At 58.1% G+C, this 26,723-nt stretch carries 24 protein-coding genes, 1 pseudogene and 1 riboswitch; of the genes and pseudogenes, 5 read left to right on the top strand and 20 right to left on the bottom strand.

Translation table 11 applies throughout. The annotated features are described in order from the left end of the window. The 5 genes and pseudogenes from ACVWZU_RS09290 to ACVWZU_RS09270 all read right to left on the bottom strand — a co-directional run. Window positions 1–189 (bottom strand): annotated as a pseudogene (locus ACVWZU_RS09290) (RNA-guided endonuclease TnpB family protein); the annotation flags it as partial. Between the two features lie 72 nt (window positions 190–261). Beyond that, the gene (locus tag ACVWZU_RS09285; protein WP_457444514.1) at window positions 262–1,785 is read right to left on the bottom strand and encodes a S10 family peptidase; all 1,524 of its coding nucleotides are present in this window, start codon (window positions 1,783–1,785) and stop codon (window positions 262–264) included. A gap of 84 nt (window positions 1,786–1,869) precedes the next feature. Further along, window positions 1,870–2,463, bottom strand: coding sequence for a hypothetical protein (locus tag ACVWZU_RS09280; protein WP_457444512.1), 594 nt, complete (start codon window positions 2,461–2,463; stop codon window positions 1,870–1,872). A 201-nt stretch (window positions 2,464–2,664) separates the two neighbouring features. Next, window positions 2,665–3,687: a thiamine-phosphate kinase gene (gene thiL, locus ACVWZU_RS09275; RefSeq protein ID WP_457444510.1), complete on the bottom strand. Its 1,023-nt coding sequence runs from the start codon at window positions 3,685–3,687 to the stop codon at window positions 2,665–2,667. A gap of 114 nt (window positions 3,688–3,801) precedes the next feature. Beyond that, window positions 3,802–4,452 carry a class I SAM-dependent methyltransferase gene (locus ACVWZU_RS09270; protein WP_457444518.1) on the bottom strand — a complete coding sequence of 217 codons (651 nt, stop codon included), beginning with the start codon at window positions 4,450–4,452 and terminating at the stop codon, window positions 3,802–3,804. Between the two features lie 116 nt (window positions 4,453–4,568). On the opposite strand from ACVWZU_RS09270, the gene ACVWZU_RS09265 reads away from it, so the two are divergent. Next, on the top strand, window positions 4,569–4,784 hold the full coding sequence (locus tag ACVWZU_RS09265; RefSeq protein ID WP_011433464.1) for a hypothetical protein: 216 nt from the start codon (window positions 4,569–4,571) through the stop codon (window positions 4,782–4,784). Window positions 4,785–4,808: 24 nt separating this feature from the next. Here the strand turns inward: ACVWZU_RS09265 and ACVWZU_RS09260 are convergent, their stop codons facing one another. Next, a complete protein-coding gene (locus ACVWZU_RS09260; protein ID WP_457444508.1) occupies window positions 4,809–5,663 on the bottom strand; it encodes an ABC transporter permease in 855 nt (284 codons plus the stop codon). A 112-nt stretch (window positions 5,664–5,775) separates the two neighbouring features. After that, window positions 5,776–6,789, bottom strand: a complete 1,014-nt coding sequence (locus ACVWZU_RS09255; RefSeq protein ID WP_457444506.1) for an ATP-binding cassette domain-containing protein — start codon at window positions 6,787–6,789, stop codon at window positions 5,776–5,778. 237 nt (window positions 6,790–7,026) lie between these two features. On the opposite strand from ACVWZU_RS09255, the gene ACVWZU_RS09250 reads away from it, so the two are divergent. Beyond that, window positions 7,027–8,103: a hypothetical protein gene (locus ACVWZU_RS09250; protein ID WP_457444504.1), complete on the top strand. Its 1,077-nt coding sequence runs from the start codon at window positions 7,027–7,029 to the stop codon at window positions 8,101–8,103. A 419-nt stretch (window positions 8,104–8,522) separates the two neighbouring features. Here the strand turns inward: ACVWZU_RS09250 and ACVWZU_RS09245 are convergent, their stop codons facing one another. The 11 genes from ACVWZU_RS09245 to ACVWZU_RS09195 form a co-directional block, all read right to left on the bottom strand. Continuing rightward, the gene (locus ACVWZU_RS09245) at window positions 8,523–9,659 is read right to left on the bottom strand and encodes an aminotransferase class V-fold PLP-dependent enzyme (protein ID WP_457444516.1); all 1,137 of its coding nucleotides are present in this window, start codon (window positions 9,657–9,659) and stop codon (window positions 8,523–8,525) included. Between the two features lie 270 nt (window positions 9,660–9,929). Beyond that, window positions 9,930–11,555, bottom strand: a complete 1,626-nt coding sequence (locus tag ACVWZU_RS09240; protein WP_011433470.1) for a peptide chain release factor 3 — start codon at window positions 11,553–11,555, stop codon at window positions 9,930–9,932. 294 nt (window positions 11,556–11,849) lie between these two features. Beyond that, window positions 11,850–12,263 (bottom strand): hypothetical protein, encoded by a 414-nt coding sequence (locus tag ACVWZU_RS09235; RefSeq protein ID WP_457444502.1) that lies wholly within the window; start codon window positions 12,261–12,263, stop codon window positions 11,850–11,852. After that, window positions 12,247–13,431 carry a pyridoxal phosphate-dependent aminotransferase gene (locus ACVWZU_RS09230; RefSeq protein WP_457444500.1) on the bottom strand — a complete coding sequence of 395 codons (1,185 nt, stop codon included), beginning with the start codon at window positions 13,429–13,431 and terminating at the stop codon, window positions 12,247–12,249. The genes ACVWZU_RS09235 and ACVWZU_RS09230 overlap by 17 nt, the downstream gene beginning before the upstream one ends. A 57-nt stretch (window positions 13,432–13,488) precedes the next feature. Then, window positions 13,489–14,091 carry a hypothetical protein gene (locus ACVWZU_RS09225; RefSeq protein WP_457444498.1) on the bottom strand — a complete coding sequence of 201 codons (603 nt, stop codon included), beginning with the start codon at window positions 14,089–14,091 and terminating at the stop codon, window positions 13,489–13,491. 61 nt (window positions 14,092–14,152) lie between these two features. Next, entirely contained in the window at window positions 14,153–15,064 is a 912-nt protein-coding gene (locus ACVWZU_RS09220) for a cell division protein FtsX (protein ID WP_457388007.1), read from the bottom strand. Between the two features lie 93 nt (window positions 15,065–15,157). Next, a complete protein-coding gene (locus ACVWZU_RS09215; protein WP_011433476.1) occupies window positions 15,158–15,832 on the bottom strand; it encodes an ABC transporter ATP-binding protein in 675 nt (224 codons plus the stop codon). After that, a complete protein-coding gene (locus tag ACVWZU_RS09210; RefSeq protein ID WP_457388008.1) occupies window positions 15,819–16,748 on the bottom strand; it encodes an ABC transporter ATP-binding protein in 930 nt (309 codons plus the stop codon). The genes ACVWZU_RS09215 and ACVWZU_RS09210 overlap by 14 nt, the downstream gene beginning before the upstream one ends. Before the next feature lie 4 nt (window positions 16,749–16,752). Next, complete coding sequence (locus tag ACVWZU_RS09205; protein ID WP_011429071.1) at window positions 16,753–17,646, bottom strand: ABC transporter permease; 894 nt, start codon at window positions 17,644–17,646, stop codon at window positions 16,753–16,755. Continuing rightward, a complete protein-coding gene (locus ACVWZU_RS09200; RefSeq protein WP_011429070.1) occupies window positions 17,643–18,644 on the bottom strand; it encodes an ABC transporter permease in 1,002 nt (333 codons plus the stop codon). The genes ACVWZU_RS09205 and ACVWZU_RS09200 overlap by 4 nt, the downstream gene beginning before the upstream one ends. After that, window positions 18,629–20,254, bottom strand: coding sequence for an ABC transporter substrate-binding protein (locus ACVWZU_RS09195; protein WP_457388010.1), 1,626 nt, complete (start codon window positions 20,252–20,254; stop codon window positions 18,629–18,631). The genes ACVWZU_RS09200 and ACVWZU_RS09195 overlap by 16 nt, the downstream gene beginning before the upstream one ends. A 243-nt stretch (window positions 20,255–20,497) precedes the next feature. After that, window positions 20,498–20,702: riboswitch (cobalamin riboswitch) on the top strand. Between the two features lie 456 nt (window positions 20,703–21,158). On the opposite strand from ACVWZU_RS09195, the gene metE reads away from it, so the two are divergent. After that, on the top strand, window positions 21,159–23,423 hold the full coding sequence (gene metE, locus ACVWZU_RS09190) for a 5-methyltetrahydropteroyltriglutamate--homocysteine S-methyltransferase (protein ID WP_457444495.1): 2,265 nt from the start codon (window positions 21,159–21,161) through the stop codon (window positions 23,421–23,423). 177 nt (window positions 23,424–23,600) lie between these two features. On the opposite strand, the gene ACVWZU_RS09185 is transcribed toward metE, so the two are convergent. Both ACVWZU_RS09185 and ACVWZU_RS09180 read right to left on the bottom strand, forming a co-directional pair. Continuing rightward, the gene (locus ACVWZU_RS09185; RefSeq protein WP_011433482.1) at window positions 23,601–24,287 is read right to left on the bottom strand and encodes a cell division ATP-binding protein FtsE; all 687 of its coding nucleotides are present in this window, start codon (window positions 24,285–24,287) and stop codon (window positions 23,601–23,603) included. Window positions 24,288–24,480: 193 nt separating this feature from the next. Then, the gene (locus ACVWZU_RS09180; RefSeq protein WP_414343540.1) at window positions 24,481–25,200 is read right to left on the bottom strand and encodes a WecB/TagA/CpsF family glycosyltransferase; all 720 of its coding nucleotides are present in this window, start codon (window positions 25,198–25,200) and stop codon (window positions 24,481–24,483) included. Between the two features lie 277 nt (window positions 25,201–25,477). Here ACVWZU_RS09180 and ACVWZU_RS09175 point away from each other — a divergent pair, with 277 nt between their 5' ends. Continuing rightward, a complete protein-coding gene (locus tag ACVWZU_RS09175; protein WP_414329579.1) occupies window positions 25,478–26,143 on the top strand; it encodes a DUF4439 domain-containing protein in 666 nt (221 codons plus the stop codon). A gap of 190 nt (window positions 26,144–26,333) precedes the next feature. Then, window positions 26,334–26,720, top strand: coding sequence for a cupredoxin domain-containing protein (locus tag ACVWZU_RS09170; RefSeq protein ID WP_414329581.1), 387 nt, complete (start codon window positions 26,334–26,336; stop codon window positions 26,718–26,720). The last annotated feature ends 3 nt before the right edge of the window (window positions 26,721–26,723 follow it).

Genomic DNA, 26,723 nt, shown 5'->3' with positions numbered 1-26,723 from the left:
CAAGCCGAATCGGGCGCGAATCTCGTAGTAGCAAAGGGATTGCAGTTTGACCGCGTTGACGATCTTCTCCGGCGTGTTCTGGTTGACCCAGTTCAATGCCTGCACAAAGACATCCATCGTCGCGTCCAATTTAGCGGCTTGCGACTGGGACACCTTGAGCTTGCAGGAGATGGTCAGGATTTGGCTCATAAGTTTATTGTACTTCATCAAAGCGCATTCCTCCCGGCACTGACCCTACGGGTACAGTGCGGGGCTCCTGCGCTAGTAAGCTGAGCTGGAAGCTGTTTTCGAGTAAAACTCACGCATTTCTGTAAACCACTCCAACCGCGAGGGATCCCAGGTGTAGAACATGTGTCCGCCGCGATAATGACGTAGGGTGAGGTTGGCCTTCAACCGCGGATCCAACTTCATCAAATCCACCAGGTGATTCGAGGCAAAGTAGGGCGTGACCAGGTCGTAAAAGCCATGATGAATGCTCACCCGCATGTGGGGGTTGAGGGCCATGCTGCTGCGCAGCTCGTCCATTGCCCCGATGAATCCTTGCTTAAACTCTCCTTTTGGGGTGAACCGCCAGGACTTGAACACCTCCAGGTTCAGTAGGTGATAGGTCAACTCCGTTTCCACCTGCAAGGTCTCTCGCAAGTGGCTGTTGATGGCTGCCGTGAACAGGCGATCGATCCCATCCAAGGTGGGATCGGATCCCTCGAAGGTAGGCCGATCCGGAAAGGGATCCACCGTGGTTACAGAAGCATCGTAGAGCCCCAGCACCAGTCGCTGCGACCGCAACAGCTCGCGGGCAAAGCTGGCGATATCGATCCGCCCGCCTTTGTGGGCTACATATTCTGGAGATAGGCCGATCCCTGCCGCCATCTCCTGATACACCGCTTGCCGTTCTGCCTCTGGCATTGCCTCCCCCATGGCCAAGAGGGGCAGCAGACGTTGCCGGGCAAAGCGTTCTGCTTTGGGCAGCAGGATCTGCAAATCCTCCCCCCAGCCACACCGTCCATGATGGGCTGCTGTGGCCACATAGGAAGGGAAAAGGGCTGCCCAGGTGCTGAGGTTGTAATCGTTGGTCTCCAGCAACCCAAACTCAATCGCAGGCGAGATGAGAATGGCCCCCGACAGGCCCACGCCAAACTTGGATTGCAGCTCCTTGGCCAGCCGCGCCACCCGAAACCCACCGTAACTCTCGCCGGCAATGAAAATGGGGGAGAGCCAGCGTTTGTATCGGGAAAGAAAGCCCTGAATGAATTCTCCCAAGGATTGCAAATCCCGCTCCACATCCCAGAAGGGCGATTCCTTAGGAGGCTCCTCCACCTTAGCATCCGGCTGAGGGGGCTTGGATGCCGGATCGGATTTCTCCCGGGAATCTTTGGGGTCTTGAGAATCCTTGGGCAGGGCGCGGCTGAACCCCGTCCCCACCGGATCGACAAAGACCAGGTCGGAAAAGGGCAACCAACTTTCGGCATTGTCCACCAGCCGCACCGGGGAGGGGGGCAAACTGCCGTTGGGCCCGAAGCAAATCCGTTTGGGCCCCAGCGCTCCCATGTGCAGGTAGGCAGAAGCTGCCCCAGGCCCACCGTTGAACACAAAAGTGAGAGGGCGGTGCTGAGAGGCGGAGTCTTGCTTTAGATAGGCGACGTGAAAGATCTCGGCCACCGGCTTTTCCCGCTGGAAAAGGGTCTGCCAACCGGCCAGCGCTCTGTAGGTAAAGCTCTCCTCTCCAGCCGTAAACCTGTGCTCGGTGGAGGAGAGGGGGGGAGTGGGCTTAGATTCAGTAGCCATGAAAACAGGGATCCGCAGTCTGATCCCCAGTGAATCACAAGTTGCCGACCCTCAACACTCCCAGAGGAATCTCCAAACGGCACCTCACAAAGTCAGCGGAGCTTCCAAAGTTAGATTGAAAGATTGGCCGGGGCGCAGCACCACCACCTGGGGAGCGGTAACATTGCCCACCACCACTCCGGTCGCGGCGCCTCCTAAGACATTGCCCACCGAGACTCCGCCCGTGATCGCCCCCAAAATGGCCCCTGCGGCTGCCCCAATGGCTGCATCCTGAGCGATGGCCTCAGCCGAATACTGACGGGGATCCTTTTCGTCGTGGAGGATGTTGGAGGAAGCCCGCAGGCTGTAGGTACGACCGCCGAGAACAATGGAAGTGCCGACAAAGCGGGATCCGCCCGGTGCAGGTTCCATCTGTCCAAAAATGCGGCTACCCGCCGGGATCACCAAGCGCCCCTGGCTGTCAAAAATGTTCTGAGTAACGGCCACTTCCAGGGGATAGACGGTGTCGGGATAAAAGTATTGCGGCCCTTCGCTACTCAGGCTGCCGACCGGGATAATCGTCCCCTGCTCAAGGCGGTAGGCACCCAATTCAAAAAGCGGCTGAGCCGAACTGGGCAAGGGGGCCAACGCAGGGATCCCGGCCAGGCCAAGAATGGCTGCTGTTAAGATAGCTTTCATGAGTAGAGTCTCCAATGCTTCTCCAAGTTCTGCCGAGTTCTGAGCAGTTGCCTGAAGCTATTCCAAGTCAATTTGCTTCCTTGTCTCAACTTCTCTCCGCTTCTAGGTTACCGAATCCTTCCTGAAGCTTGTTTTCCCCCACAAGTCGATTTGTTTTCAACTGTTGGCAGTTTGGGTGGCCATCCTGCAGCACAACGCCTCTTAGAAATGCTGGAAGGCTTGCTGACGGCTGAGGGCCTGCCCGTCCTTCAGCCAGACGGTTCCCTGCGGATCCCAGCCTGTCACTTCTCCAATCCAAACGGCCCCTGGCAATTCTTCCAACAGATGCTTGGCCACCGACACCTCGGCACTGAGGAGCAGCTCAAAATCTTCGCCCCCATAGAGCGCCCATTCCAAGGCTTGGGCCGGAAAAGCCTGCCGCAAAGCTTCTGAAATCGGGATCCGCTCCACGGCAATCCTTGCCTCCACCCCACTGGCCTGACACACCTGCACCAGGGCATCTGCCAAACCGTCGCTGGTATCCATGCCGGCAATGCGCAAGGGATCCGGGATCCCTTCCAAGAGGGGCACCAGATCCAGGCGCGGGCGTGGGTATTGGTGAGCCCTGATCAACTGCTCGCGCTCGGCCGCCGTAGCTGAGGATCCCTGTTCAGGATGGAGAAGCAGCTCCAAGCCTGCCCGCGCATCTCCGTGGGGCCCTGTTACCACCAGCCAATCGCCGGGTTGAGCCCGTCTGCGCTGAATGGCCCGCCCCGGCTGCACCGATCCCAGGGCCGTGATTGCCACAAATCGATGCGGCGACCGACACAGATCCCCTCCTACCAGTTGGCATTCCCAGCGGGCGCAACAGTCCCGCATCCCTTGATAAAGCTCCTCCACCCAAGCAACCGGCGTGGATCCCGGCAAGCCCAAACCCACCACCAACGCCTGCGGACGGGATCCCATCGCGGCCAGATCCGATAGATTGGCGGCCACCGCGCGCCAGCCCACCGCATGGGCCGGGGTCGTCAGATCGCTGAAGTGAACTCCCTCCACCAACACATCGGTTGTCACCACCAACTGCCCCTCCGGAGCAGCCAACACCGCCGCATCATCCCCCACCACCTGGGCCGGACAGTAGCGCTGCACGATCTGCAGCAGCCCTGCCTCCCCAATTGCCGAGATGGGTAGGGGGGAAGGATTGCCGTTTTGTGGGGAAGAACTGTCAGAAAGACCGGAGAACAAGACAGACCTCTGAGGGTAGCGAGGATAACACAGCTGCAAGATCTGGTGGATGCTGGAGTCTTGTTGGATATTTCCAAGGATCCCGCCTGCACGCCACAGGCAAGCTGGAGAATTCTACCCCGCCGTCCGCTGTCCAATCAGGGCATAGAAGGGATCCCCGCCTCCGCCTGCCCAAAAGCCCAGCCAACCCATAGGGGCAGGCCGCCGGATCACCTTCACCACCGCAAACCCTGGCACCGACTCAAAATAGCGCCTGACCAACTCCACTCGCCCCGCCTCAGAGTTGTCCCGCCAAGCCTGGATCGCCTTCTGGAAAAACATGCGATTGGAGAAGCTGACGATGAAGAGGCCCTGGGGCTTTAGGATGCGATACACCTCGGCAAACACCTGCTCCGGCTGCTGCAGATACTGCACCGAGACCGTGTTTAGCACCGCGTCGAAGGATTGATCAGGGAAGGGCAGACTTGGGTTTTGGTTCAAGTTTTGGATGAAGAAGTGATCCAGCCGGGGGTTGGCCGCCAGTTCCTCCGGGTTCATCCCATGCCCCTCCACATGGGCAAACTCCATCTCAGGTGGCAAATGGGAGACCCAACTGCTCATCAGATCGAGAATGCGGGTCTGGGGCCGCAAATGCTCGCGGTATAGATCGGTGAGCTGGCCGATGAAGCCAGAATCCACATGAGTCACGAAGCGAGGATAGCTGTAAAAGAGGGCATCGTCGCTGGGATCCAACTTGGAGCGCTGCCAATCCTTGAGCACTACCATGGCCAAACGGTTGCAAATCTTAATCAAAGCTAACATTTTGGAAGCTTCGGAAAAGGGGTGGGCGTGATACCTTAGCAGAGCAACAGTGGCCATTTCGTGAAGGACTCTTTGCCGTGATGTCTGTGTCTCACCCCTCTTCAGCGGCTCCTTCTTCTTCTGGGTCTAACTTTGGCCTGCGGGAGTACGTAACCGAACTGCAGCTCCACATGGCCCTGCAGGCTCGCAGCCTTACCCCCTCTCTAAGCGTCTCCCCGGCTCAGGACAGCCCCCTGGCTCTGGTGCAGCGGGCACAGGCAGCTATGGAGAAGTCCGTTTCCCGCCAGTGGCTTTGAGCGGCACAGCCTGGGCAGAGATGCTCAGGCCAAGCTTTTGCGCAACACCCCCTGCACCAGTAGAACCGACACTACGACAAACCCCGTCAAGAGGCCCAGGGATCCCGCCAGGGTGAGATCGCCCCAGGGAGCCTGCAGCACCACATCGGCCCAGCTCCAATGGCTGCTGCGGTAAACATGGCGAATGGGCTCGATGGCAAAGGTGAGGGGGTTGAGGCTGGCCACCCAACGCAGCCAGGTGGGCATAAAGCTCAGGGGAGCCAAGGCCGTGCTGGAAAAGATTAGGGGCAAGTTGACCAAAAAGATGAAAGCCAGCAATTGCTGGTGCCCCGGCATGGCAAAGGCCAAGCCCAAGCTCAGGGCCGTGAAGCCCAAGACCAACAGGCCCACGATCAAGGCCACCACCGCCAAGCCTGGCCCGTCGGGGATCCCGGCCCCAAGGGCGTAATCTGCCCCCACAATCACCGCCGTCTGCAGCAGCGCCAAGCTGACGATGAACAGGCTAGAGGCGAGAACAATGGAAAAACGAGAGGTGAGGGGAGCCACCAACAGCCGGTTCAAAAAGCCAAATTCTCGGTCGAAAATCACCGGCACCCCAGCATTCAAGGCTCCACCAAAAGCCGTAAACACAATGACTCCCGCCCCCAAAAACTGGGTGTAGTTTTGTCCGGCCCCGAAAATGCCGGCAGGAGCATTCTGAAACAAAGCCCCAAACAAAATTAGCCAGAGCAACGGCTGGATAATGCCAACCAGCAAGGTTGTGGGGCGACGCTGCAGTTGGATAAACAAGCGGCGGGTGAGGGCAAAGGTCTCCTGCCAAAAATCAGCCGTCAAAAGGGGGATCGGGTTAGATTGAACCGAGGAAGAGGCAGAGTTCATACCAAAGCTCCTGTAGGGTTGCGATCAATCAATCCATTCCAAATCCATCTACCAAATACCTCGATGTGCCTTTGCATAGGGATCAATAGGGCTCGAGCATGAGGTGATGAAGTTACTTTTTCTTTTTGCCCAGATTGGCCTCGGCAGCGGCCAGCTCCGCGTCCATCAGGGTTTGCCCGGTTGCCGCCAAATACACATCATCCAAGCTGGGACGAGACTGGGTGCTGCTGAACACCTCTAGCCCATGAGCCTGCAAGTGGGCGCGAATCTGGCTGAGGGGATCCTCTCCATTCCGCTGCACCACCAGGTTCAGGGCGTTGCCCTGGGCGCTGTTGATCACCACCTTCTGGACAAAGGGCAGGGATCCCAGCAGTTGGGCACCCCGTTGGGCCAGTTCCGCCGGGGCAAATTCCTGCAGCTTGACGGTGATGCGCTCGCCGCCGACGCGGGTTTTGAGCTCCTCGGGGGTTCCCTCGGCGATCACCTTGCCCCGGTCGATGATGGCTACCCGATCCGCCAGCAGGTCGATCTCCTCCAGGTAGTGGCTGCTGAGCACCACTGTGATCCCTGTGTTCTTGAGTTGGCGCAAAAAATCCCAGATGGCCAGCCGACTGGGAATGTCCAGGCCCACCGTGGGCTCGTCCAAGACCAGCACCTGGGGTTGATGGAGCAGTCCTGCCGCCAGATCCAAGCGTTTGCGCAGCCCGCCGGAGTAGGTACCGATGAGTTGGTCGGCGCGGTCGGTCAGCCCCAGCAGTTCCAGGACGGCAACGATTCGCTCTTGAGCCAAGGGGCGCGGCAGGTGGTGGAGATCGGCCTGCAACTGCAACAATTCTCGCCCGGTCAGCACCTTATCCAAAGCCACCTCTTGGGCAACAAACCCCAGTTTTTCTCGTACCGCTTTGGGGTTTTCGCTGGCTGGGATCCCGTACACCTCTATCCGGCCTGAGTCGGGACGGAGCAAGGTGCAGAGGCAATGCAAAGTGGTGGTCTTGCCCGCTCCATTGGGGCCGAGAATGCCGTAGATCTGGCCGGGTTCCACCTGAAAGGAGACATCCGCCACGGCCACTGTGGATCCGTAGCGCTTCTGAAGTTGCTGTACCAAGACCGCAGGAGTATCTGACATGGGTATCCACATCTCGCTTCCTCTAGGCTATCAAGCCTGTTCGGGAGATGAGGCCAGGGATCGCCACCATTTCTTGCTCGTTGCCGCCAGCCCCCTAGGGATGGTGGGAGCTGAACCGAGGCTCACGGTATAGTGGTTCAGGCGAATCCGATGAGTGCAGAGGGATCCCCGCCCATCCTCAACTCAGTCCGGTTGGGTTTAACCCTCGCCAAGGTGTCTGTTGTGGAGAGGAGATGAATGCTGAAGCCAAAGCGTGCCTCTTGTGGGGGCTCGGATTCCCCCACCGCAAAAGGTTGCCCTGCTGTAGCTTATATAACTTTGGCGCTCTTGGCGCTCAGCTTGGTCGGTTGCGGCGAGGGAACCACTCCCCTGGGCCCACTGGAAAATGTCTTCCTGCGGGCGGATGATTTTGAAATCACAGGAGGATCCCCGGCAGCGGGCGCAGTGGGGCCCTACCTACAGTTCAACATGCGGCGGCAGCGGGATAACCAAATCCTAAATCGCCCCCTTAATGTCTATGTGGACAATGCCGGGCTGGCAGAAAGGCGGAATCCCCTTTTGGATAACCAAAACCGTCCTATTCTCTTACAGCGCTCGGTGGCCTTCTTGGGCAATGGGCTGGATCTGAACAGAGATGGCCAGCCGGATCTGCCCCCCAAAGAACCCCCCAACTTCACCAGTGGCCCGCTGCTGCCCTACACCCCGCCCAATCAGTGGCAAAGCCGGGCTGCCCTTGCCTATGTCCCCGGACAGGCCAATATCCCCGGACGGAGTCCCAGCGACCGCTTTGGCATCTACTTTTCTTCCATCCTGCCCTACACCGGGCAGCTTCGCTTTCGCGCCCGCGACGAGCTGGGCAATGCCTTTGCCCGCACCTTTGAGGTCACCTACCCGCCGGCAGCCAGCCGCGCCACGGTCACGGTTACCTTGGCCAACCTCACCGCCACTGCCCAAGAGCCGGTTCTCATTGCCATTTGTAACCAGTTGGGAGCTGCTGCCGTGGTGGGCCTGCGGAGTGGCACGTTCACCGAGCTGGTGGATCTCCTGCCGGCCCCAGGGCTGCCGGTGGATCCCACCTTGAGCGAGCCCATCCGCTATGTGGCCGAGGCTTATCAATTGAACCGCGATCGAGCCGTCATCCGCGTCTCCCAAAATCCCGCCGATCCCAGCCGCATGAGCGTTCCTCTACTGGGATTTGAAGGGACAACCGGTCGGGCAGATCTGACGCTGGTGAACTCTGTAGGGGATCGGCTTACCTGCTTCAACGATCGGCTTTCGGATCTGCGGGATACGTTTTCTGACTTTTTCAGATAGTCAATTCAAATAGCAATGAGACACTGGCCAGTAGAATAGTCCGACTCGCAAAAGCAGGCCTTGTCACTTCATCAACAGAAGTTCCTCCATCTGCATGCATCCTTGCCCTCTTGAAAGCACTGCGGTCGCTTCAAACTAGATTGAGACGCTCCCCAAGCGTTCCGCGCTGCTTTTACCGACTCCCATACCCTTCCCTTCCGCTGTATGACCGGCTTTGTACGTCTGTGGGTCTGCTCCCTTCCTGGACATGCCCTACGACTCTCTCAGTCAAGGCTTCTTTCTGAGGTCTACTGGCATGCCATCCTACCTGTAACGTCATCTCATCCTCAACTGAATTGACCATAGATCTGGAATCGTTTTACTGGTGTGCGAAGCAACTATACTTGCAATGTCGTGAAAGCGGCTCAACCGACAAAACCTCAGGGCAGATGCTGCAAGGCCAGCGCCAACTGTTCGTACTCTGCCAAACGGTTGTAGACCTGGGCCGAGATGCGTACCCAAAGCTGCCCGGCGAAGGGGATGATCGGAACCTCAATGCGGTACTTGTACCAGAGGTAATCGTGAAGCCGACGAGCGCGCTCCTCAAGAGGAAGCTCAGGGATCCACTGCTGCCAAAATGGCGGCAAGGGTAGGGTGGCCATAAAGCCCAACATCTTTTCGGGGGCGGGCGGGATCCCCTCAAGAGCCTCCAAGAGCAACTGCCGCGCCTGCAGCAGCAGAGTGTGGTTGTGCTGACGGATGTTGTCCAGTCCCACCCCTTGGATAAACGCCAGGGCTGCTGAAATGGCCAACCAAGCGCTGGGATCCCGTGTGCCCACCCAGTCGAACTCCGCTGTGAACCCTTGCCCATAGCCGTGGGAGATCACCGTAGGATGAGTTTGGGCCTGTCGATAGGGGGCCACCCACAAAAAGGCACAGCCTTTCGGGGCAAACAGCCACTTGTGGGCATTGCCGGTGTACCAATCGGCTCCTAGCTTTTCCAACTCCAAGGGGAGAACTCCGGGGGCATGGGCGCCATCCACCAAAACCGGGATCCCGCGCTCCCGACAGAGGCCGATCAGCTCAGGCAGGGGGTAGATCAGAGCCGTAGGCGAGGTGAGGTGATCCAACACCGCCAGGCGAGTTTGGGGAGTGAGGATAGTCTCGAAGGCGGCGATAACCTGCTCCGGCCCTGCAATGGGAAAAGGGATCTGCGCCTCAACCGGGATGGCTCCCCACTGGGCATAGACATACTGTAGCGCCTGACGAACAGCCCCGTAGCCGTGGTTGGTGCAGGCGATCTGATCCCCTGGCCGGAACCGCAGCGAGCGCAAAACGGCATTCACCCCGCTGGTGGCATTTTCCACAAACACCAGATTTTCAGGTTCAGCGCCGACAAAATAGGCCAGCTCTGCTGCTGCCGCCCGCAAGGCTCGAGGAAGTTCCTCTCCCATAAACTGCACCGGCTGAGCCTCAAGGCGTTCCCGCCATGCACTCTGGGCCTGCAACACCTTTTTCGGGGTCGCGCCGTAGGAGCCGTGATTCAAAAAAACGGCTTGCGGATCCAGTCCCCACAAGGAGCGTTCGCAAAGTGGCGCACAAGCACTGAGGGCAGCGCCAAAGTGGGGAGAATCGGATCCCAGGTTGGAGAAGAAAGGCATGGTTCACTCCCTCTGTCCCTGGACGATGCAGGAAAAAGATGGGGGAATTGCTGCGATCTGTGTGAGGGGTTTGCTCAGAAATCCGAAGATATCAACACCTATCAACACCGCTGATGTGGAGACCAATGGCATCTCGACTGAATGTCAGAACCTAAGGCTCTTTGAGACGGATTCTCTTAGGTTGATCTATTGGCCGTCACCCAATTCTGGGCCGAGATCCGAGATAGGGGCAATTTTGCTGAGCTTGATTTTAGGGTTGCTGGCAGCAAATTGCTGTAAAGTCCACTCGTTCTTAAACAGAAGAACGGGCCTGTCTTGAATGTCTTTAACAACTAGGGTGTTAAACAAGCTGGGAATATTCTCCAGCGCCTTCCAGCCATTCTCGACCCAGCGAGCCAGGGTGTAGGGCAACATCTCCAGTCGGGTTTCGACGTTGTATTCACTTTCAAGGCGGTACTGCAAAACCTCAAACTGCAATTGGCCCACCGCTGCCACAATCGGATCCCGTTTGGAATCGTCGATAGAGTACATGATTTGCACAGCTCCTTCTTCCCGCAGTTCCGCTACCCCCTTCTGGAACTGCTTAAACTTGGAAGGATTGGGATTCTTCAAGTAGGCAAACAGCTCAGGAGAAAAGCTGGGGATCCCGGCGTAGCGCAGCTTCGGGCCGGTGTAGATGGTATCCCCAATGGTGAAGATGCCGGGATTATTCAGGCCGATCACATCCCCAGGGTAAGCTTCATCGATGGAGATGCGCTCTTGAGCAAACAACTTCTGGGGATAAGATAGGCGAATGGGACGATTGAGGCGGGCATGGTTGACCACCATATCCTTCTCAAACTTGCCGGAACAGATGCGAACAAAAGCAACGCGATCCCGATGGCGGGGATCCATGTTGGCCTGCAGTTTAAAGACGAAGCCCGTAAACTCAGGATGTTCGGGCGGGATTAGCCCAGCAGTGCTCTCGTGAGGCATTGGCGGTAAGGAATACTCCAAAAATGCATTGAGGAAAAGCTCCACCCCAAAATTGGTCATGGCACTGCCGAAAAAGACCGGGGTTTGTTTGCCAGAATGCACCTGTTTTAGATCCAAGGTGGGCATGAGACCATCCAGCAGTTCCAGCTCTTCCTTGAATTGGTAATACAAGTCCTTGTCGATCAACTCCTCAATTTGCGGATCCCCAAGTTTAATTACGGTATCTTGAACTCTTAGCCGCCCCCCAGATACCCGCTCAAAGAAATGAAACTCCTGAGTTCGGCGGTCAAATAGCGCAGTAAACCGCTCGCCTGAGCCAATTGGCCAGTTGACAGGATAGGGCTTGAGGCCCAGTTCTGTCTCAATTTCATCCATCAGCTCCAAGGGATCCCGACTTGGGCGATCCATCTTGTTGATAAAGGTAAAAATCGGCAGCCCCCGCATCTGACACACTTCAAACAGCTTGCGGGTCTGGGTTTCCAACCCTTTGCCGGCATCTTCCAGCATCACGGCATTGTCAGCCGCTGCCAGGGTGCGATAGGTGTCTTCGCTGAAGTCCTGGTGGCCGGGAGTATCCAGCAGATTGAGACGAATGTTGCGGTAATCAAATTGCAGGACGGTAGAGGTGATGGAAATACCCCGCTGCTTTTCCAGTTCCATCCAGTCGGAAGTGGCCCGCTTTTGCGCCCGACGGGCCTTCACAGCTCCCGCTTCTTGAATGGCCCCCCCGTACAACAGCAGCTTTTCGGTGAGGGTGGTCTTCCCCGCATCGGGATGGGAAATAATGGCAAAGGTGCGCCGTTGCTCTACAGCTTTGGCCAAATCAAGTTCTTTCATCAACTGTTGCCGCTCCACTACAACCTGGTCGCCTTAAAGAAGATTCCGCCGCGATGTTGTCCCCTAAAGGATGGGAGAAATACGGAGAAGGAAAAAATAGAAAATCAGTGGGAAATACGCTTGAGAATAATGAGGTTGGGTTGCCGCCAGGTAGCGAGGGGGAGAGAGCACAGGCCGAAAAGCGCGAAAAGCCAACAGAACCATTTTGACCCTAGCACAGGAACAGGGATCCCTGTTGTCTGGCATACTGGCGGAGATCTTGAGGGGGAATTTCCCAGGCCAACCGGCCAGAACTCAAAGCAGATGCTGCTCGTTGTTGTTGCGCAACGCTGACGTGAAGAGCAGTTGCTCAATCGTGGCAATGGTGAAGTTTTGGCTGATCACCAGCCGCTCGACGCGAATGCGGTGGGCTTGCAGGAGGCAATCTTGCTGCAAGGGCTTGGGCAATTGTTCCCAATGATCCAGCAGGACTTCCAGCAAAATCTCGCCCGGTAGCCCGGTGGCGCTTTCCAGGGATCCCAGCTTTTCTACCCTCTCGGCAGACCATTTGAGGGTAAGCTTTTGCAGGCCCAGTTGTGCATCCAGAGCCTCGCGGGGATCCGACTGGGCACCCTGCCCATTGGGGGTGCCATTGCGGCGAACCCCATTGTCGGTGCAAGCAGTAGCAGGGGGCAAAAGCTCGGCTGGCTTTTCAGAGGGAAGCCACAAACCGGTGCAGCCGCTGCAGCCCTTTTTCGAGGGTGGTGCGATCGGCAGCATAGGAAAGGCGAATGTAGGAATCTGCCCCAAAGGCTACCCCCGGCACAGCAGCCACGTGGTGTTCCTTGAGCAGCTGCCGGCAAAACTCCACCGAACTTAACCCGGTTTGGCCGATGTTGACAAACACATAAAATGCACCTTCTGGCTCCGGGCAAGTCACCCCCGGCAAGGTGCGGATCCCGTCCAGCATCAGATCTCGCCGCTGCCAGAATTCTTGGCGCATTTTTTCCACAGCCGCTGCCGATAGGGGGCTGGTCAGGGCTTCCAGAGCGCCGTACTGGGCGAAGGTGCAGACATTGGAGGTGCTGTGGCTTTGCAGGTTGATGGCTGCCTCGATGATGGGCTTGGGCCCGGCCAAGTAGCCCACCCGCCAGCCGGTCATGGCGTAGGCTTTGGCAAAGCCACTGCTGAGAATCAGGCGCGGCATCAAGTCAGGGCAAAGGGATCCCAGGCTGATGTGGCGGGCTTGTCCATAAACCAGCTTTTCGTAGATCTCGTCGCAGATCACGTACAGATGGGGGGCGGAGAGGATCACCTCTGCCAGAGCTGCCAGCTCGTGCTGGTGGTAAACGGCTCCGGTGGGGTTGGCCGGCGAGTTGAGAATCAGCAGCTTGCTGCGGGGGGTGAGGGCCTGGCGCAGTTGGGCGGCGGTGAGCTTGAACCCCTGGGCCTCTTCCGTCTGCACCTGCACAACCTTTGCCCCTGCCAAAATGGCAATTTCGGGGTAGCTGACCCAGTAGGGAACAGGCAGGATCACTTCATCGCCGGGATCCAGCAGCACCATGGCCAGGTTAAACAGGGTTTGCTTGCCGCCGTTGCTGATCAGGATTTGGTCGTGGCTGAACTCCAGGCCGTTTTCCTGCCGCAGCTTGTCGGCCACTGCTTGGCGAAGAGCGGGGATCCCAGCGGTGGGGCCGTAGCGGGTTTTGCCATCTTCCAGAGCACGGATGGCCGCGGCCCGAATGTGGTCAGGTGTATCGAAATCCGGCTCGCCTGCGCTCAAGCTACACACATCCAGCCCCTCTGCCTGCATGGCTTTAGCCAGAGCCGAAATGGATAGCGTGGGGGAAGGGGATAGATGGGCGACCCGTTGGGACAAGCCGGCAGCAGACACCATCGGTTGGGAAGCTCTTTGGTTTATTTTAAGGTTCTCAAGCAGGGCCAATCTAGATAGCTAGGCTACTGCGGTCAACAGGCGGGTACCATCCACCAACAGCAGTTTGTTGCCCTCTCGCTCTGCCAACAGATCCCAAAACTCGCCCGCCACAGCTCCGGGCAAGAACCCTTCCAAGCGCAATTGCAGAGGAGCAAATTGCTTGGTTCCCTGGGGCTTGCGCCGCACGGTCACCTCAACAAAGCCATCGTGGGGCTCGACAATGCCGCGGATGTTAAAGCCTTCCTCTGTGTCCTCAGGGGCAGGCAAAAACGGTTCTTCTTCCCACTCTGGGTCTTGCTCCTCTTCCGGCAGGGCCAGGATGCGGATGATGCTCAAGCCCAAAGCCCCCCCTGAACGCGGCTGCGGCTGCACGTAGTACCAGTAGGTATGGCCGCTCTTGATGCAGTGCTCGAAGGGGCCGAGAAGCTCGGCGCGTCCGGGGGTAGCCGGATATTCTGCTCCGTCAGAGGCAACCAAGGTTGCCTGCGCATAAGTCTTGGGGATCGATCTCAGGGATCCCTTAATCAGGCCCAAAGCGCGGAACTGGTAGGGGTGGGCGGGAGGAGGCAATGGGTTCATGGCGGCCAGATCTTGGAAAGCCAGGGAAGTAGAGTCCATCATCTTATCCTATGGCGATCCTCAGATTGGAATATCCAGGGCTTTCCTCAGCATCGCCTCCAGCTCATCGCCCTGCCGACTTGCGCACCGCGATCAAGCTGCTGGTGGTGCCCAGAAAAACCCCCATCCCCAACAACATCGACGGCAAGAGCCAAAACTCCAGTTGGCTGCGATCTGCCTGCATCACCTTGAGGAAGGGCAAGGCAATCAACTGCTCCAGCAGCTCCTGCAGCAACTGCTGGGATCCCAAGATCAATCCCCAAGCTCCCACTGCGCTGATCACCCCAAACAGGCACCCTTGCAAAATAAAGGGCAAGTAAATCCAGGCTGCCGTCGCCCCCACCAATTGCATCACCTCGATCTCCCGCCGCCGCGCCATGACGATGAGGCGAATGGTGGTGGTGATGACCGCCACCGCTGTCAGGGCCAACACGCCGGTAATGGTCAGGGATCCCAGCCGTAGCATGTCCTGGAGCTGGGCCAGTTGCTCCACAATGCGGTCGCCGTAGTAGACCTCATCCACCCCTTCCAGTTGGCGAATCTGCTCCGCCACTTCCCCCAAGGCTTCGGTGGAATCCGCCTTAACCCGCAGAGCATCCACCAAGGGGTTCTCCCCCAACTGGGTTTCCATGGCCGCCTCGTCTTGGATCCCCATCTCGATCAAGAGGGTGCGCCAAGCTTGGTCTTTGGTGATGACCTTCACCTCGGCCACATGAGGCAGTTGGGCAACCTGGGGTTGCAGCTCCACCCCCTGTCGTTCCGGCTCCAGATAGACGGAGATCTCCAGTTGTCCCCCCAGAGACTGCACCGTGGCATCCACACCCCAGGACAGCTCAACGCCGATCCCCACCAGGAACAGCAACACCAGCAGGGTGCTCACCGCAGCCCAGTTCAGCCAGCCCCCCCGCCGCAACCCCAAAAAAGTCTCCTGTAGGAGATAGCGGATTTTATTGAGAAATCGGGAGAGAGATTGCATGCTGTTCTCCATCCAACAATCAATGGGCTCAGACCCTTGCCCCCTGGAGCTCAACAGAGCCTGTGGAGAGCAAAATAGGGATCCCGGCAGCCCTCAGCGCAGATCATACAGGCGCCCTCCCTCCATGCGCACCACCCGGTGGCCGGCCCGCTCCACCAGATAGGGGTCATGGCTGGTCATGATGACGTAGCGGCTGCAGAGCCGTTCCAGGAGAAAGCGATCATGACTGATGACCAAAAGCCCCATCTGATGTGCCCGCCCATAGGCCAAGACAGCTTGCCAGATCAGGGCTTGGGTATTGGCGTCGAGCATGGCTGTCATCTCATCTGCAATCAAATAGCGAGTTTGTGGGTTGAGAACCCGGGCGATGACAACCCGCTGCAATTCTCCCCCGCTTAGCTCATGGGGATAGCGGTTGAGCCAACTGGGGGAAATGCCTAAGGTGTGGAGAACCTCTGGCTGGGGAGGAGGCCCTTCCCGCAAGACCTGAGCTATGCGCCAGTGGGGGTTAACGGCCTGCTCTGGATGTTGAAAGACAAGCTGCACTGGGCAGTACCCTCGCCGAGGCAAAGGCTGCCCTGTCACACTCACCCGACCTTGGCTGGGGGTAAGGTAGCCCGCCAGCAACTTGGCCAGAGTAGTTTTGCCAAAACCAGAGGGAGCCATCAGCCCTACGACTTCCCCAAGTTCTACTTGAAGGGTCTGATCTTGCACCACCCAAGGCAGATGCCGTCCATAGCGAAACCAGAGATGCTCACCCTTGAGCATGGATACACCTCACCCAACCTCCTCCAACCGCCCGCAGAGGCGGACGCTCAGCTCGACAGATTTCACTTGCCCAGGGGCAGCGATCCCCAAACAAACAACCCGCAGGCAGTGCCTCAGGGTCAGGCTGGTTGCCCGGCAGGGGAGCAAACTCATTTTGGGGCAGGGATCGCCACAGAGCTTGAGTGTAGGGGTGGCGCAAGTTTCCCCTTTCGAAATCCTGAGCCGAGGCCAACTCGACTGTAGTGCCCGCATAGAAGACTGCCACTCGATCTGCCACCGACAACGCCGCCTGAATATCGTGTGTAATCAACATAACGCCTCGGCCCTCCTGGGCCAGCTCCCGCAGATGGGCAAGGGTCTCAGCCACCACCTCCGCGTCCAAGCCTGGCGTAGGCTCGTCGGCTATCACCAGCTTGGCTCTGCTAACTGCCGCCGTCGATACCAGCACCCGCCGTGCCATGCCTCCGGAGAGCTGGAAAGGGTAGAGGCCCTCTGTTCCCGGCGGCAAGCTATAGCGGGCAAAGATGCGGCTCACTGCTCTACGGGCCTCGCCTTGGGAGGCACCGCTGAGCCGAGCTACCCGCTGTACCTGGGATCCTACTTGCATGAGGGGATCCAGGTAGTCCACAGACTGGGGGATGAGAGCAATGGCCTTGCCGCGCAGTTGCCTACACCGCTCAGGGGTCAAGGGCTGCCCCTGAAATAGGAGAGTACCGCGCAGGGTAGCGTTCTCTGGCAAAAGACCCAAGAGGGCATGGGCCAGCAAACTTTTGCCCGATCCGCTGGCCCCCACCACTGCCACCACCTCCCCTGCCTTAACCTCCAGATCCAGATCTGTAATCACCTGAAGGTAGCGGCGGCGCAGCCCCCGCTCGTATCGGCTGAACCTAATGTTTAGGCCGGAGACCACCAACATTTCCCTACTCCTGAGCCGTACGCGGATTGAGAAGGGCCTGCAGGTTTTCTCCCAGCCAGTCAAAAGCCTTGACCGACAGCAGCAGCAGCAGTCCAGGCATAACCCCCAGCCACCAGTAGCCGGTGGAGAGGTGGCGCATGGATTCGGCCAGAATAATGCCGATGGCCGGTAGGTGCGGCGAAATACCTACCCCAATGAATGAGAGGGCTGCTTCGTGCAAAATGGCGTGGGGAAACAGCAGAATAAGTCCCACTAGGAGCTGGGGCAAAATGTGAGGCATCATATGGTAGCGGGCAACCCAGAGGGAAGAGCGGCCCAGTCGGTAAGAACTCTGGACATAGTCAGAACTGCTGACCTGTAACACCTCGGCCCGCACCAGGCGCGCTAGGCTGGGCCAGTGGGTGAGGGCAACGGCAACAATGACTCCCCGAACTCCGCCGCCGACAGCAAAAGCTATAAGGATCTGCACCACCAGGTGAGGCAGGCTGAAACATAGGTCAATCATCCAGCAGATCGAGGCATCCACCCAGCCTCCCACCGTGCCACCCACCAAACCCAAAACAGCGGCGATCACCACGCTGACGGCGGCAGCCAGCATGCCTACCCACAGACTAAGGGACATCCCGTGCAAGGATCGGGCCAGCATATCCCGCCCCAGCCAGTCGGTGCCGAAGGGATGGGCCAGGGAAGGAGGCTGATTCCGCTGAGTTAGGTTCGGGCTCAGTCCGGTATCGCCGATAAGCCCAGCGCTGCAGAGGATAGACACCAAAAAAAAAGCACACAGTCCAATTGCCCACAGAGTCTGCCGCCTGCGCTCTCCTTTGACAGAGGACTCTGAGAATTTCATCCCCCCATCGGCATCAGCAGCAGCAACACGAGGCGATGCAAAAGGGATCATCCTATCCTCCCGCCAAGGCGAATGCGTGGATCGACAATCTGGTAGGACAGGTCAGCTAGGGTATTGCCGGCATAGACAAACAAGGCGCTGAAAAACACAATGCCCACCAACAGAGGCACATCACTGCGCAAAGCTGCCTGTACCGTTGCTTGTCCCAGTCCTGGATAAGCAAACACCTGTTCCACTAACACTGAGCCACCAAACAGTTCCCCAAAGGAGGCAAATTGCAGCGTCAGCGCAGGCAGCAAGATATTCCGCAAGCCGTGGTACCACAGGATCCCAGCCAGGCTTTCCCCCTGGGCACGAGCAAACAGCACATAGTTGCTGTGCAACACGTCAATGAGCTTCTGACGAGTGTGCAAGGTGATGTTGGCAACGCCGATGAAAGTTAGGGTGAAAGCAGGCAAGAGCAAGTGGTGTAAGCGCTGCCAAAAAGTCACCTCCTCCGCCAACGCGCCAGGTGGCGCGGCGCAACAGATAGGTGTTAGACCCAGCTCTACCGAAAACGCGATCAAGAGTAGCAGCGCCACCCAGAAAGGGGGAGAAGAGGCGAGGGTGTAGGCGTAAAGACGAATACCGCGGTCAACCCAAGTGCCCTGAAACGCTGCGGCCAAAACCCCCAACCCCACTCCCAGGAAACCGGAAAGCAGCCAGGCAATTGCCAGTAAGGGCAGCGATAGCTCAAACCGCTGTTGAATGACCTGCACCACTGGCTGATTGAACACCATTGAGGTGCCCCAGTTGCCTTGAACCATCTGCCCAAGCCAGTTCCCAAAGCGAAGCAGCATAGGCTGATCCAGCCCCCAACGCTGGGCAATCAGGTCTCGTTGGGCTGGGCTGATCTGCAGCATGTCGGCCCCTACATAGGCTTGTACGGGATCAACAGGGGAGAAGCTGAGCAGGGCAAACGTCAGGACTGCCACAGCCGCCAGCAGCAACCCCAGCCGAGTCAGCTTATAAGCCAGAAACAGCAGAACTGACCTCAGTTGCACGTCCATTTCCAACGGGTGATGTTGGCTGTGATTGGCCAACCATGGCCATGAGGCTGTACCTGCGGCTGGCCTATATCCAAGCACTCGTGGACAAAGTAGGTATGATCCAGGTTTACCAACCAAGCCCAGGCTGCATCTCCTTTGGCAGTAAAGCCTTGCTTTCCATCCCACTGGGCTGCCCGCCAGAAGGGGATAGCTTCAGCTTCAGAGGGGGCCTCCATAGCCAGATCCAGCATTCGATCCACAAACGGGTTGGCATAGTAGCCGGCATTGAAAAATCCCCCCTGGGCCGCTTTGCTGTGGTAGAGGTTGTACACCTCAGTTGGGTCATGGCTGCCCCAGCCAAACAGCACCACGTTGCTGTGCATGAGCGGAGTGATGTCATCCCAACTTTTGCCCTCGACATTGAATCGGATGCCCACAGGCCGCAGCATTTCTGCAACAGCTAGGGCCAGGGCTTGGCGAATACTGTCGTTGGCCGGGTAGAGCACGGTGAACTCAGCCCGCAGCCCGTTTTTTTCCACTACCCCATCCCCATCTTTATCGCTCCAGCCTCCCTCAGCTAGAATCTGACGGGCCAGGTCTGGATTGTTGTCCTCAATCTTGGCGGTCGGCTCTTCCCAGGGCAAACCGCTGACTGGGCCATAGGCAGGGGATCCGTAGCCTTCTAGGACTCCATCCACCAGCGCCTGTCGGTCAATGGCGAAGTTGACCGCCTTGCGAATCGCCAAGTCAGAAGTCACATCGTTGCCGATGGGGTATCCCTTTGGGGTTGTCGCACCGGTTTTAGGGGGAAAGGGGAACATCAGCCCTCGGTTATCCACACTGGGAATGGCGTGAAGCTTCATGCCCTCAACAGTTTGCTTAGCCAAAGACTGAGGCACGCTAACCACGTGTACCTGTCCGGCTCGGGCTGCTGCAAAGGCTGCATCCTCCTCCAGGAAAAGGAAAACCAGCCGCCGAATGCCAGGAGTCTGGCCGTAATATAAGGGATTTGCCTCCACAATCAGTTGTTGCCCCTCATCCCACTGCACCAGTCGGTAGGGGCCAGAGCCAATGGGTTTGCGAGCATAATCAGGCCCGTGGGCATGTTGAGGCACGATACCCAAGGTGATGAGGCGGTTGACAAAAGTACTTTGGGGTTTTTGCAGCCGCAGCTCCACCGTATGAGTGTCGATAGCTACTGCTTCCTTTAGGGCGGTTAGGTCGACCAGACCACCACTCCGAGCTGCTTGGTTAAAGGTGTAAGCCACGTCCGCTGCTGTGACAGGTTTTCCATCGGAGAAGACTGCATCCTTTCGTAGGGTTACCGTCCAGGTTAGGCCATCTTGGCTGACAGTGTAGCCAGTCGCCAGGTCGTTTACAATCTCAAGGTTCTCGTCCCGCCGCAGCAGAGTGCTTTGGAACAAAGGCGAACCGTAACGTCCCCAGCCCAGGGTGGGATCAAATCCTTCTTCCCTTTCCCCTCCAATGGCCAGCACGATTTGATCGCTGGATCCTGCTAGCTTTGGATCGAAAGCTGTCCGCTCAGCAGCATTCTGAGCGCATCCAGCCCACATCTGGCTCAGCAAGAAGAGGCCCACAGACCACACAGTTACTTTTAAGCTTGATGCCATAGAAACCCCGATCTGTCGCTTTTTCAGCAAAAAGGAGCAAACCCCCTTGCCTCCTGGACAAGACTTATGGCAGCTAAGCTATCACTGCCTTATCTTGAGAGCAATGCAGGGGGGGAGGATGCTTAGAGGATTCCGATGACTTCCTGCAAGACCGCTGGGTGAAAGGTGAGGTCTGGTAGCTCCAAAGGCTGCTGGCTTGGTGATGATTGAAGCACTCTACTCCCGTCTCTGAACTCCGTGATACGATGTAGCTCAGCTATCGGTTCTGACGGGGATCAGCCGCCAGAGGAAACGGGGAAAGAGCAGTGAGAATCTGCCGCTGTCCCGCAGCTGTGATCCGGTTTAGGAGAAGTTCTGCAGCAAATCTCTAGAGTCATTCGCTGCCGATCCAGATCTTGTCCCCCAAAACCGTGTCAGTCAGAATGCCCGCCGATGGTTTTTCTAAACTTCACAACATCTGCGAGGTACAGATGGTAACTGTCTTGGCTTTAGCTCGTTTCTGCTTTCGTTATCCTGAGCATTTTCCCGGCGTTGCTCCCACAAGCTTTCGGTACTCCTCAGCAGTAGAAATAAGTCCAAGAACCCAAGCAAGACTCTGAGCCAGTTGGCCGGGAGAGAGTAAATTTTGGGTGCTGTTGCACCAAGATCTATCAAGATCTACAGCCCGCCTACGCGAAGGAAAGAGTGAGATGTCAGGCTTCCTGACTTCAATTGGTGGCTGGCAAGTAGCCACTGCGATCGCTGGCTGCGTTGAGTATCTTTTTTGCGCAAAAGGCAGTGTTTTGTTGGGGTTCCAGAGGCAAGAGAGGAACAGCCGGTTTCTTCCTTGGCGGGCGGGATCCCAGTTGAGGGCGAATTGAACGCAGGAAAATTAGAAAACTCAGTATTTGGGATGGCACACAACATGACTGCACAAACCATGACATTGGGGTATGCCCGCATGGGCAAGCGCCGCGAGCTCAAAAAAGCTTTGGAAGGCTTTTGGAGTGGTGCCCTAGGGTCAGAGGCTCTGCTGGCTACCTTTTGGGATTTGGAGACTCAAGCCTGGCAGACTCAGCTACAAGCTGGGATTGATCACATTGCGGTAGGGGATCAGACTCTCTACGACCATGTACTGGACTGGGCCACCTGGCTGGGGCTGATCCCCTCTCGGTTCCGAGGTCTGTCGGGTTTAGACCGCTACTTTGCCATGGCGCGGGGGCGGGAGGGCCTGCCGGCTTTGGAAATGACCAAGTGGTTTGACACCAACTACCACTACTTGGTACCCGAAATTGAGCCGGAAGCCGATCCCAGTCCTAACTTTGGGGATTTTTTGGAAAGAGTTCGGCGGGCCCAAGGGATCCTAGGGGAGCGCACCAGCCCCGTTGTCCTCAGTCCAGTGACTTTGCTCTGCCTTAGCCAGCGATCTGGGGATCTGCGGGCGGACTTGGAAAAGCTCCTTCCTCTGTACCGGGATCTCCTCCAGGAGTTAAAACAGCTGGGGATCCCAGAAGTCCAGATTCACGATCCCATTTTGGTTACCAGCCAGGGAAGTGGCCTGCGGGAAGCTGTGGAAATGAGCTACCGCCAGTTGGCAACCGCCGGGATCCCTATCCACTTGGTCACCTACTTCGATGACCTGGGGGAGACTTACCCCTGGGTGGTGCAACTGCCGGTGGCCGGCATTAGCCTTGACTTTACCCGTGGCCACACCCTGGATCTGGTAAGAACCTATGGCTTTCCGGCTGACCAGATCCTAGGTGCTGGCGTAGTGGACGCTCGGAATGTCTGGAAGGTTCAGCCTGAGACCGTCTTGGCCAGCCTGCGGGAGCTGCAGGGGGTAGCTCCCAACCTACGGGTGCAGCCTTCCGCTTCGTTGCAATTTGTGCCCCACGACGCTGCTCTGGAAGCCCAGTTGCCGGAACCCCTCAGAAATGTCCTCAGCTTTGCCGAACAGAAGCTGGCCGAAGTAGCTCTCCTGGCGCGAGCCCTCAACGGCGAAGACACTGCTGCCCAGCAGGCGGAAATCCAGCAGCAGTGGCAGAGCTTTGCGCAGTTTAGCCCCCCCAACCCCCAAGTGCGCCAGGCTTTGGCCAACCTCAAGCTCCAGGACTTCGAGCGATTCCTGCCCTACGAGCAGCGCCTAAGTCGGCAGGTTCAGCTACCACCTTTGCCCACCACCACCATTGGCTCCTTCCCCCAAACTCCAGAGGTGCGGCAGTGGCGAGCTAAGTACAAAAGAGGGGAGGTTTCGCAGGCGGAGTACGAAGCAGCCATTGACGCTGAGATTGCCAAGTGCATCCGCATTCAAGAAGAGATTGGCCTGGATGTGTTGGTGCATGGGGAATTTGAGCGCACCGACATGGTGGAGTACTTTGCCCAGAAGCTGGAAGGCTTTGCCTTCACTGAACACGGCTGGGTGCAGAGTTACGGCAGCCGCTGCGTGCGCCCTCCCATTCTCTACGGCGACGTGGTTCGCCCCCAACCCATGACAGTGCGGGAATTCCAAGTAGCCCAGTCCCACACCCAAAAGCCGGTGAAAGGCATGCTCACGGGGCCAGTGACTATGCTCAACTGGTCCTTTCCCCGTGTTGATATTCCCCGGCGGGAGCAGGCTTTGCAGATTGCCCTGGCCTTGAGAGCCGAAGTGGCAGATCTGGAAGCGGCTGGAGCGGTGATGGTGCAAGTGGATGAGCCGGCACTGCGGGAGGGGCTACCTCTGAAAAAAGAACGCTGGCCAGAATACCTCAGCTGGGCAGTGGATGCCTTTCGCCTAGCTACCGGCGGGGCCAAGCCGGAAACCCAGATTCACACCCACATGTGCTACTCAGAGTTTGGGGACATCATCGAGCACATTGAGCGGCTGGATGCCGACGTGCTTTCCATTGAAAACAGCCGCAGCAACAACAAAACCCTGCTGCAAATTGCCCAGGCTGGGTATCGTCACCAGGTGGGCAACGGCGTTTACGATGTCCACAGCCCTGCGGTGCCGAGCGTTGAGCAAATCCTGCAGCAGCTGCGCACAGGACTGGCCCACTTGCCTGTGGAGCAAACTTGGGTTAATCCCGATTGTGGCCTCAAGACCCGCCGCTGGGAGGAGGTGATCCCCGCACTGAAAAATATGGTGGCTGCCGCTCATCAGCTAGGGGAGGAGCTTCTGGAAACCCAACCTGAGGGTCTGCGCGAGTAAGGCCCACGACCCGCTGATGTAACTGGTCGGGCTGGCTTGACAAGTCGCCGCGGGCGGTGCCGCTGTTGTGCTGATGCGGCTGGCTTAGGGCCTACGGTCTGCTGATGCAACCGGCAAAGCTGCTCTCCGGGATCTCAAAAAGCTTGTGAAGAGCAAAGTAGGGATCCCGGTAGCCCCTCAGCGCAGATCATACAGGCGCCCTCCCTCCATGCGCACCACCCGGTGGCCGGCCCGCTCCACCAGATAGGGGTCATGGCTGGTCATGATGACGGTCACCCCAAAGGAATTGAGCCGCTCCAAAATCTGGAGAACCAAGAGGGAGTTTTCCGGATCTAGGTTTCCTGTTGGCTCGTCCGCCAGCAGCAGCACCGGCATGTTGACAATGGCACGGGCCAGGCTAAGGCGCTGCTGTTCCCCCCCCGAAAGCTCATGGGGAAAGTGATCTCGCTTTTCGGTCAGCCCCACCATCTTTAGGGTCGGCCCGATGCGACGGCGGATTTCTGCGGGGGACAGCCCTTGGGCGCGCAGCACGAAGGCCACATTTTCTGCCAGGGTGCGGTTGGCCAGAAGGCGATAATCTTGGAAAACCACCCCCAAGCGCCGCCGCAACATGGCCAGCGGACGAGGTGGGATGCGATAGGGTCGCCGCCGCCCTTCAGAAGAAAAGAGACAGACTTGATCGACGATGACCGTGCCCTCGGTGGCCTGTTCCGCCCCGTAGAGTAGCCGCAGCAGGGTGGACTTGCCCGCCCCGGAGACCCCAGTTACGAACACGAACTCGCCGCGGCGCACCTCCAAGTTCACATCCTGAAAAATTAAGTTGCCGTTGGGAAAGACCTTGCTCACGCCCCGCAAGGACACCATGCTGGCCGGGGTTTCCAGGGATCCGGATTGAGTGCTGCCGTAAAAGCCCAGGGTGGCCTCTGGATTGGCCGGGGCAGGGAGATGAGGAGTCGGAGCCGTACCCGCCCAACGGTGTAAGCGAGGAGGATAGCCGATGTGCTGACCGATCACCATAGTAAGCGCCTAGACAGAGGAGGGAGAGAGCGCCGGCAGACTAGGGGCGCAAACGAGAAGAGGGATCCCACAGCACTCGCCAGACAAAGCTGGGCAGAGCTAACATGCGTCGCCAGCGCCAGGGTTCCTGATAGAGACGATACAACCATTCCAGGTGATGGTCACGCCACCAACGGGGCGCTCGCCGTTTTTGGCCGGCCCAAATGTCCAAGCTGCCCCCCACCCCCATCCAGATGGCTTGGGGCAAAAGGGGACGCCACTTCTGGATCCACAGCTCCTGGCGCGGGGATCCCAGCCCCACCCACACCAGTTGCGGTCGAAATTCCTGGAGAGCTTGCAGAAGCTCTTTTTCTTCCTCGCTAGAGAAGTAGCCGTGGTAGCCCCAGAGGGCCAAAGCAGGACACTGGGCTTGCCAATATCGAATTGCTGCCCGGTTGACTTCCGGCCTTCCCCCCACCAGGGCCAAGCGCCACCCCCGTTCTGCCGCCAACGGGATCAGGGTTTCTGCCAGCTCGATCCCCGGCACCCGCTGGACGCGGATCCCCTGCCGTCGCAAAGCCCACACCACCCCAATGCCATCGGGGATCACCAGCTCCGCCGCTTGCAGCACCTGGGCAAAGGCCAGATCCCGCTGCGCCTGCATGATCATTTCCGGGTTGCAGGTAACCACCTGAGCGCCCTGCCCCTCCCGAATACGCGCCTCAATCCAGGTGGCGTAGCTCTGTAGGCTGGCCTCCGGCAGAGCAAGGTGCAGGTTCACGCCCAGAATCGCATGGATGGATAACGACACTACCGACCGAATGCTGGCCCCCACTGGAGCCGTTGGACACGCTTTTAAGATAGCCCGGACCTTCTCCCAGAGGGAGAGGGGAGTTCGAGGAGGCATTTCATGGCTATTTGACCACGAAAATCTCTTCCCTCAGGCATCCGCGGCGGCATCCACGGCGTATCTCCATCAGACCAGGCCAGAGGGAATTGCCCGACCCAGAGCAAGCCCCTGAAGGTTGGTTGCCATCTTTCGAGACAGGAGACTTGAGATGAAGACTGCAAAGACTCCCTTCGCTCTGCCTCAATTGGCCGCCGAATGGGATCCCAGCCCTGCAACCTCCCGCCGCAGCTTGTTGTTGGCTGGTTTGCTGGCGGGCGTAGGTGGAGCAATTGGATTGCGCACCCTGCCCGGTGCCGCCCAGTCCAACACTGCCGACATCGCCATCCTCAACGCCGCCATCGACTTGGAACAGCAGGCAATCTGGGCCTACAAAACCGCTGCCGGCAAGTTGAGCAATACTGAGGTGGGCAAGATCGTGTTGGAAGTGGCCACCAAGAACCTGAAGGATCACGAACAGCACCGGGATCTGCTGGCGGGCGCCGTGCGGCAACTGGGGGGGATCCCCTCTCGGGCCCGGGATAGCTACGACCTTTCCACCTACATCGACAACAAAGAAGGCAATCTCGACTCCGATGCCAACATTGCCAAGCTGGCCCTGGCTCTGGAGTTTGATGCAGCCTTGGCTTACAACGACGCGTTTACCCAGCTTTCCAACAAAGACCTGGTGGCTGCCGCCAGCACCATTGGCCCCAACGAAGTTGCCCATGCCACTGCAATCCGGGCCGTGTTCCACAGCCTTGATCCCAGCATTCTGGTGGTGCCTGCCCCCTTTGTCAGCGCCGAGACTCGGGAGCGCTGGATCCTGAAGGTGTAGAGCTGTTGGTAACCCCTGCCGGCGATGAGGCGATGATCTGCAAAGCCTTCCAACGTCCTCTGTAGGACTTGGGGCTTGGAGATCTTTGGAGGTTCTTTGGAGGTCAAGGTGTTCCACACCGCTGTCGCAATCGCCTTCTTCTGAACGCCTCAGCTTTTTTTCGCTTCCTAACCTGTGTGGAGAAAGCCCTATGCCAATGACGCGGCGGTTGCTGTTGCTCAGTGGGCTGGGATCCCTGCTCAATGCGGGGGCCATCTTGGCCGTGGATCGGTGGCGACAAGCCAGCTCCGTTGCGGAGCGGGATCCTGTCGAAGCAACGGCGGCAGCAGAGGTAATCATTCGGGGGTTTCAATACCTGCCCTCGGAGGTTACCCTCAAGCGGGGGGGCAAGGTGACCTTCACCAACCTGGATTCCACCCCCCACACGGCTACTCCTGTGGAGGGAGCGCAGTTTCAAGGGACGGGACGGCTAAGTCGCAACGAGAGCAAAGCGGTGGTGTTCGAAGTAGCTGGGATCCAGGAATATTTCTGCGATATCCACCCCAGCATGGTGGGCCGCATTGTCGTCGTCGATTAGGTG

The organism is Thermostichus sp. MS-CIW-26 (assembly GCF_054059115.1).
Note: the sequence above shows the minus strand (reverse complement) of the source record. Positions and strands in the feature narration are given on the sequence as shown.

Bases quoted from the DNA above. Each gene is read 5' to 3' on its own strand.
- ACVWZU_RS09285 (WP_457444514.1), bottom strand. From the start codon at position 1,785: ATGGCTACTGAATCTAAGCCCACTCCCCCCCTCTCCTCCACCGAGCAC.
- ACVWZU_RS09280 (WP_457444512.1), bottom strand. From the start codon at position 2,463: ATGAAAGCTATCTTAACAGCAGCCATTCTTGGCCTGGCCGGGATCCCT.
- ACVWZU_RS09270 (WP_457444518.1), bottom strand. From the start codon at position 4,452: ATGGTAGTGCTCAAGGATTGGCAGCGCTCCAAGTTGGATCCCAGCGAC.
- ACVWZU_RS09265 (WP_011433464.1), top strand. From the start codon at position 4,569: ATGTCTGTGTCTCACCCCTCTTCAGCGGCTCCTTCTTCTTCTGGGTCT.
- ACVWZU_RS09260 (WP_457444508.1), bottom strand. From the start codon at position 5,663: ATGAACTCTGCCTCTTCCTCGGTTCAATCTAACCCGATCCCCCTTTTG.
- ACVWZU_RS09255 (WP_457444506.1), bottom strand. From the start codon at position 6,789: ATGTCAGATACTCCTGCGGTCTTGGTACAGCAACTTCAGAAGCGCTAC.
- ACVWZU_RS09250 (WP_457444504.1), top strand. From the start codon at position 7,027: ATGCTGAAGCCAAAGCGTGCCTCTTGTGGGGGCTCGGATTCCCCCACC.
- ACVWZU_RS09240 (WP_011433470.1), bottom strand. From the start codon at position 11,555: ATGAAAGAACTTGATTTGGCCAAAGCTGTAGAGCAACGGCGCACCTTT.
- ACVWZU_RS09230 (WP_457444500.1), bottom strand. From the start codon at position 13,431: ATGGTGTCTGCTGCCGGCTTGTCCCAACGGGTCGCCCATCTATCCCCT.
- ACVWZU_RS09225 (WP_457444498.1), bottom strand. From the start codon at position 14,091: ATGATGGACTCTACTTCCCTGGCTTTCCAAGATCTGGCCGCCATGAAC.
- ACVWZU_RS09220 (WP_457388007.1), bottom strand. From the start codon at position 15,064: ATGCAATCTCTCTCCCGATTTCTCAATAAAATCCGCTATCTCCTACAG.
- ACVWZU_RS09215 (WP_011433476.1), bottom strand. From the start codon at position 15,832: ATGCTCAAGGGTGAGCATCTCTGGTTTCGCTATGGACGGCATCTGCCT.
- ACVWZU_RS09210 (WP_457388008.1), bottom strand. From the start codon at position 16,748: ATGTTGGTGGTCTCCGGCCTAAACATTAGGTTCAGCCGATACGAGCGG.
- ACVWZU_RS09205 (WP_011429071.1), bottom strand. From the start codon at position 17,646: ATGATCCCTTTTGCATCGCCTCGTGTTGCTGCTGCTGATGCCGATGGG.
- ACVWZU_RS09200 (WP_011429070.1), bottom strand. From the start codon at position 18,644: ATGGACGTGCAACTGAGGTCAGTTCTGCTGTTTCTGGCTTATAAGCTG.
- ACVWZU_RS09195 (WP_457388010.1), bottom strand. From the start codon at position 20,254: ATGGCATCAAGCTTAAAAGTAACTGTGTGGTCTGTGGGCCTCTTCTTG.
- metE (WP_457444495.1), top strand. From the start codon at position 21,159: ATGACTGCACAAACCATGACATTGGGGTATGCCCGCATGGGCAAGCGC.
- ACVWZU_RS09185 (WP_011433482.1), bottom strand. From the start codon at position 24,287: ATGGTGTCCTTGCGGGGCGTGAGCAAGGTCTTTCCCAACGGCAACTTA.
- ACVWZU_RS09175 (WP_414329579.1), top strand. From the start codon at position 25,478: ATGAAGACTGCAAAGACTCCCTTCGCTCTGCCTCAATTGGCCGCCGAA.
- ACVWZU_RS09170 (WP_414329581.1), top strand. From the start codon at position 26,334: ATGCCAATGACGCGGCGGTTGCTGTTGCTCAGTGGGCTGGGATCCCTG.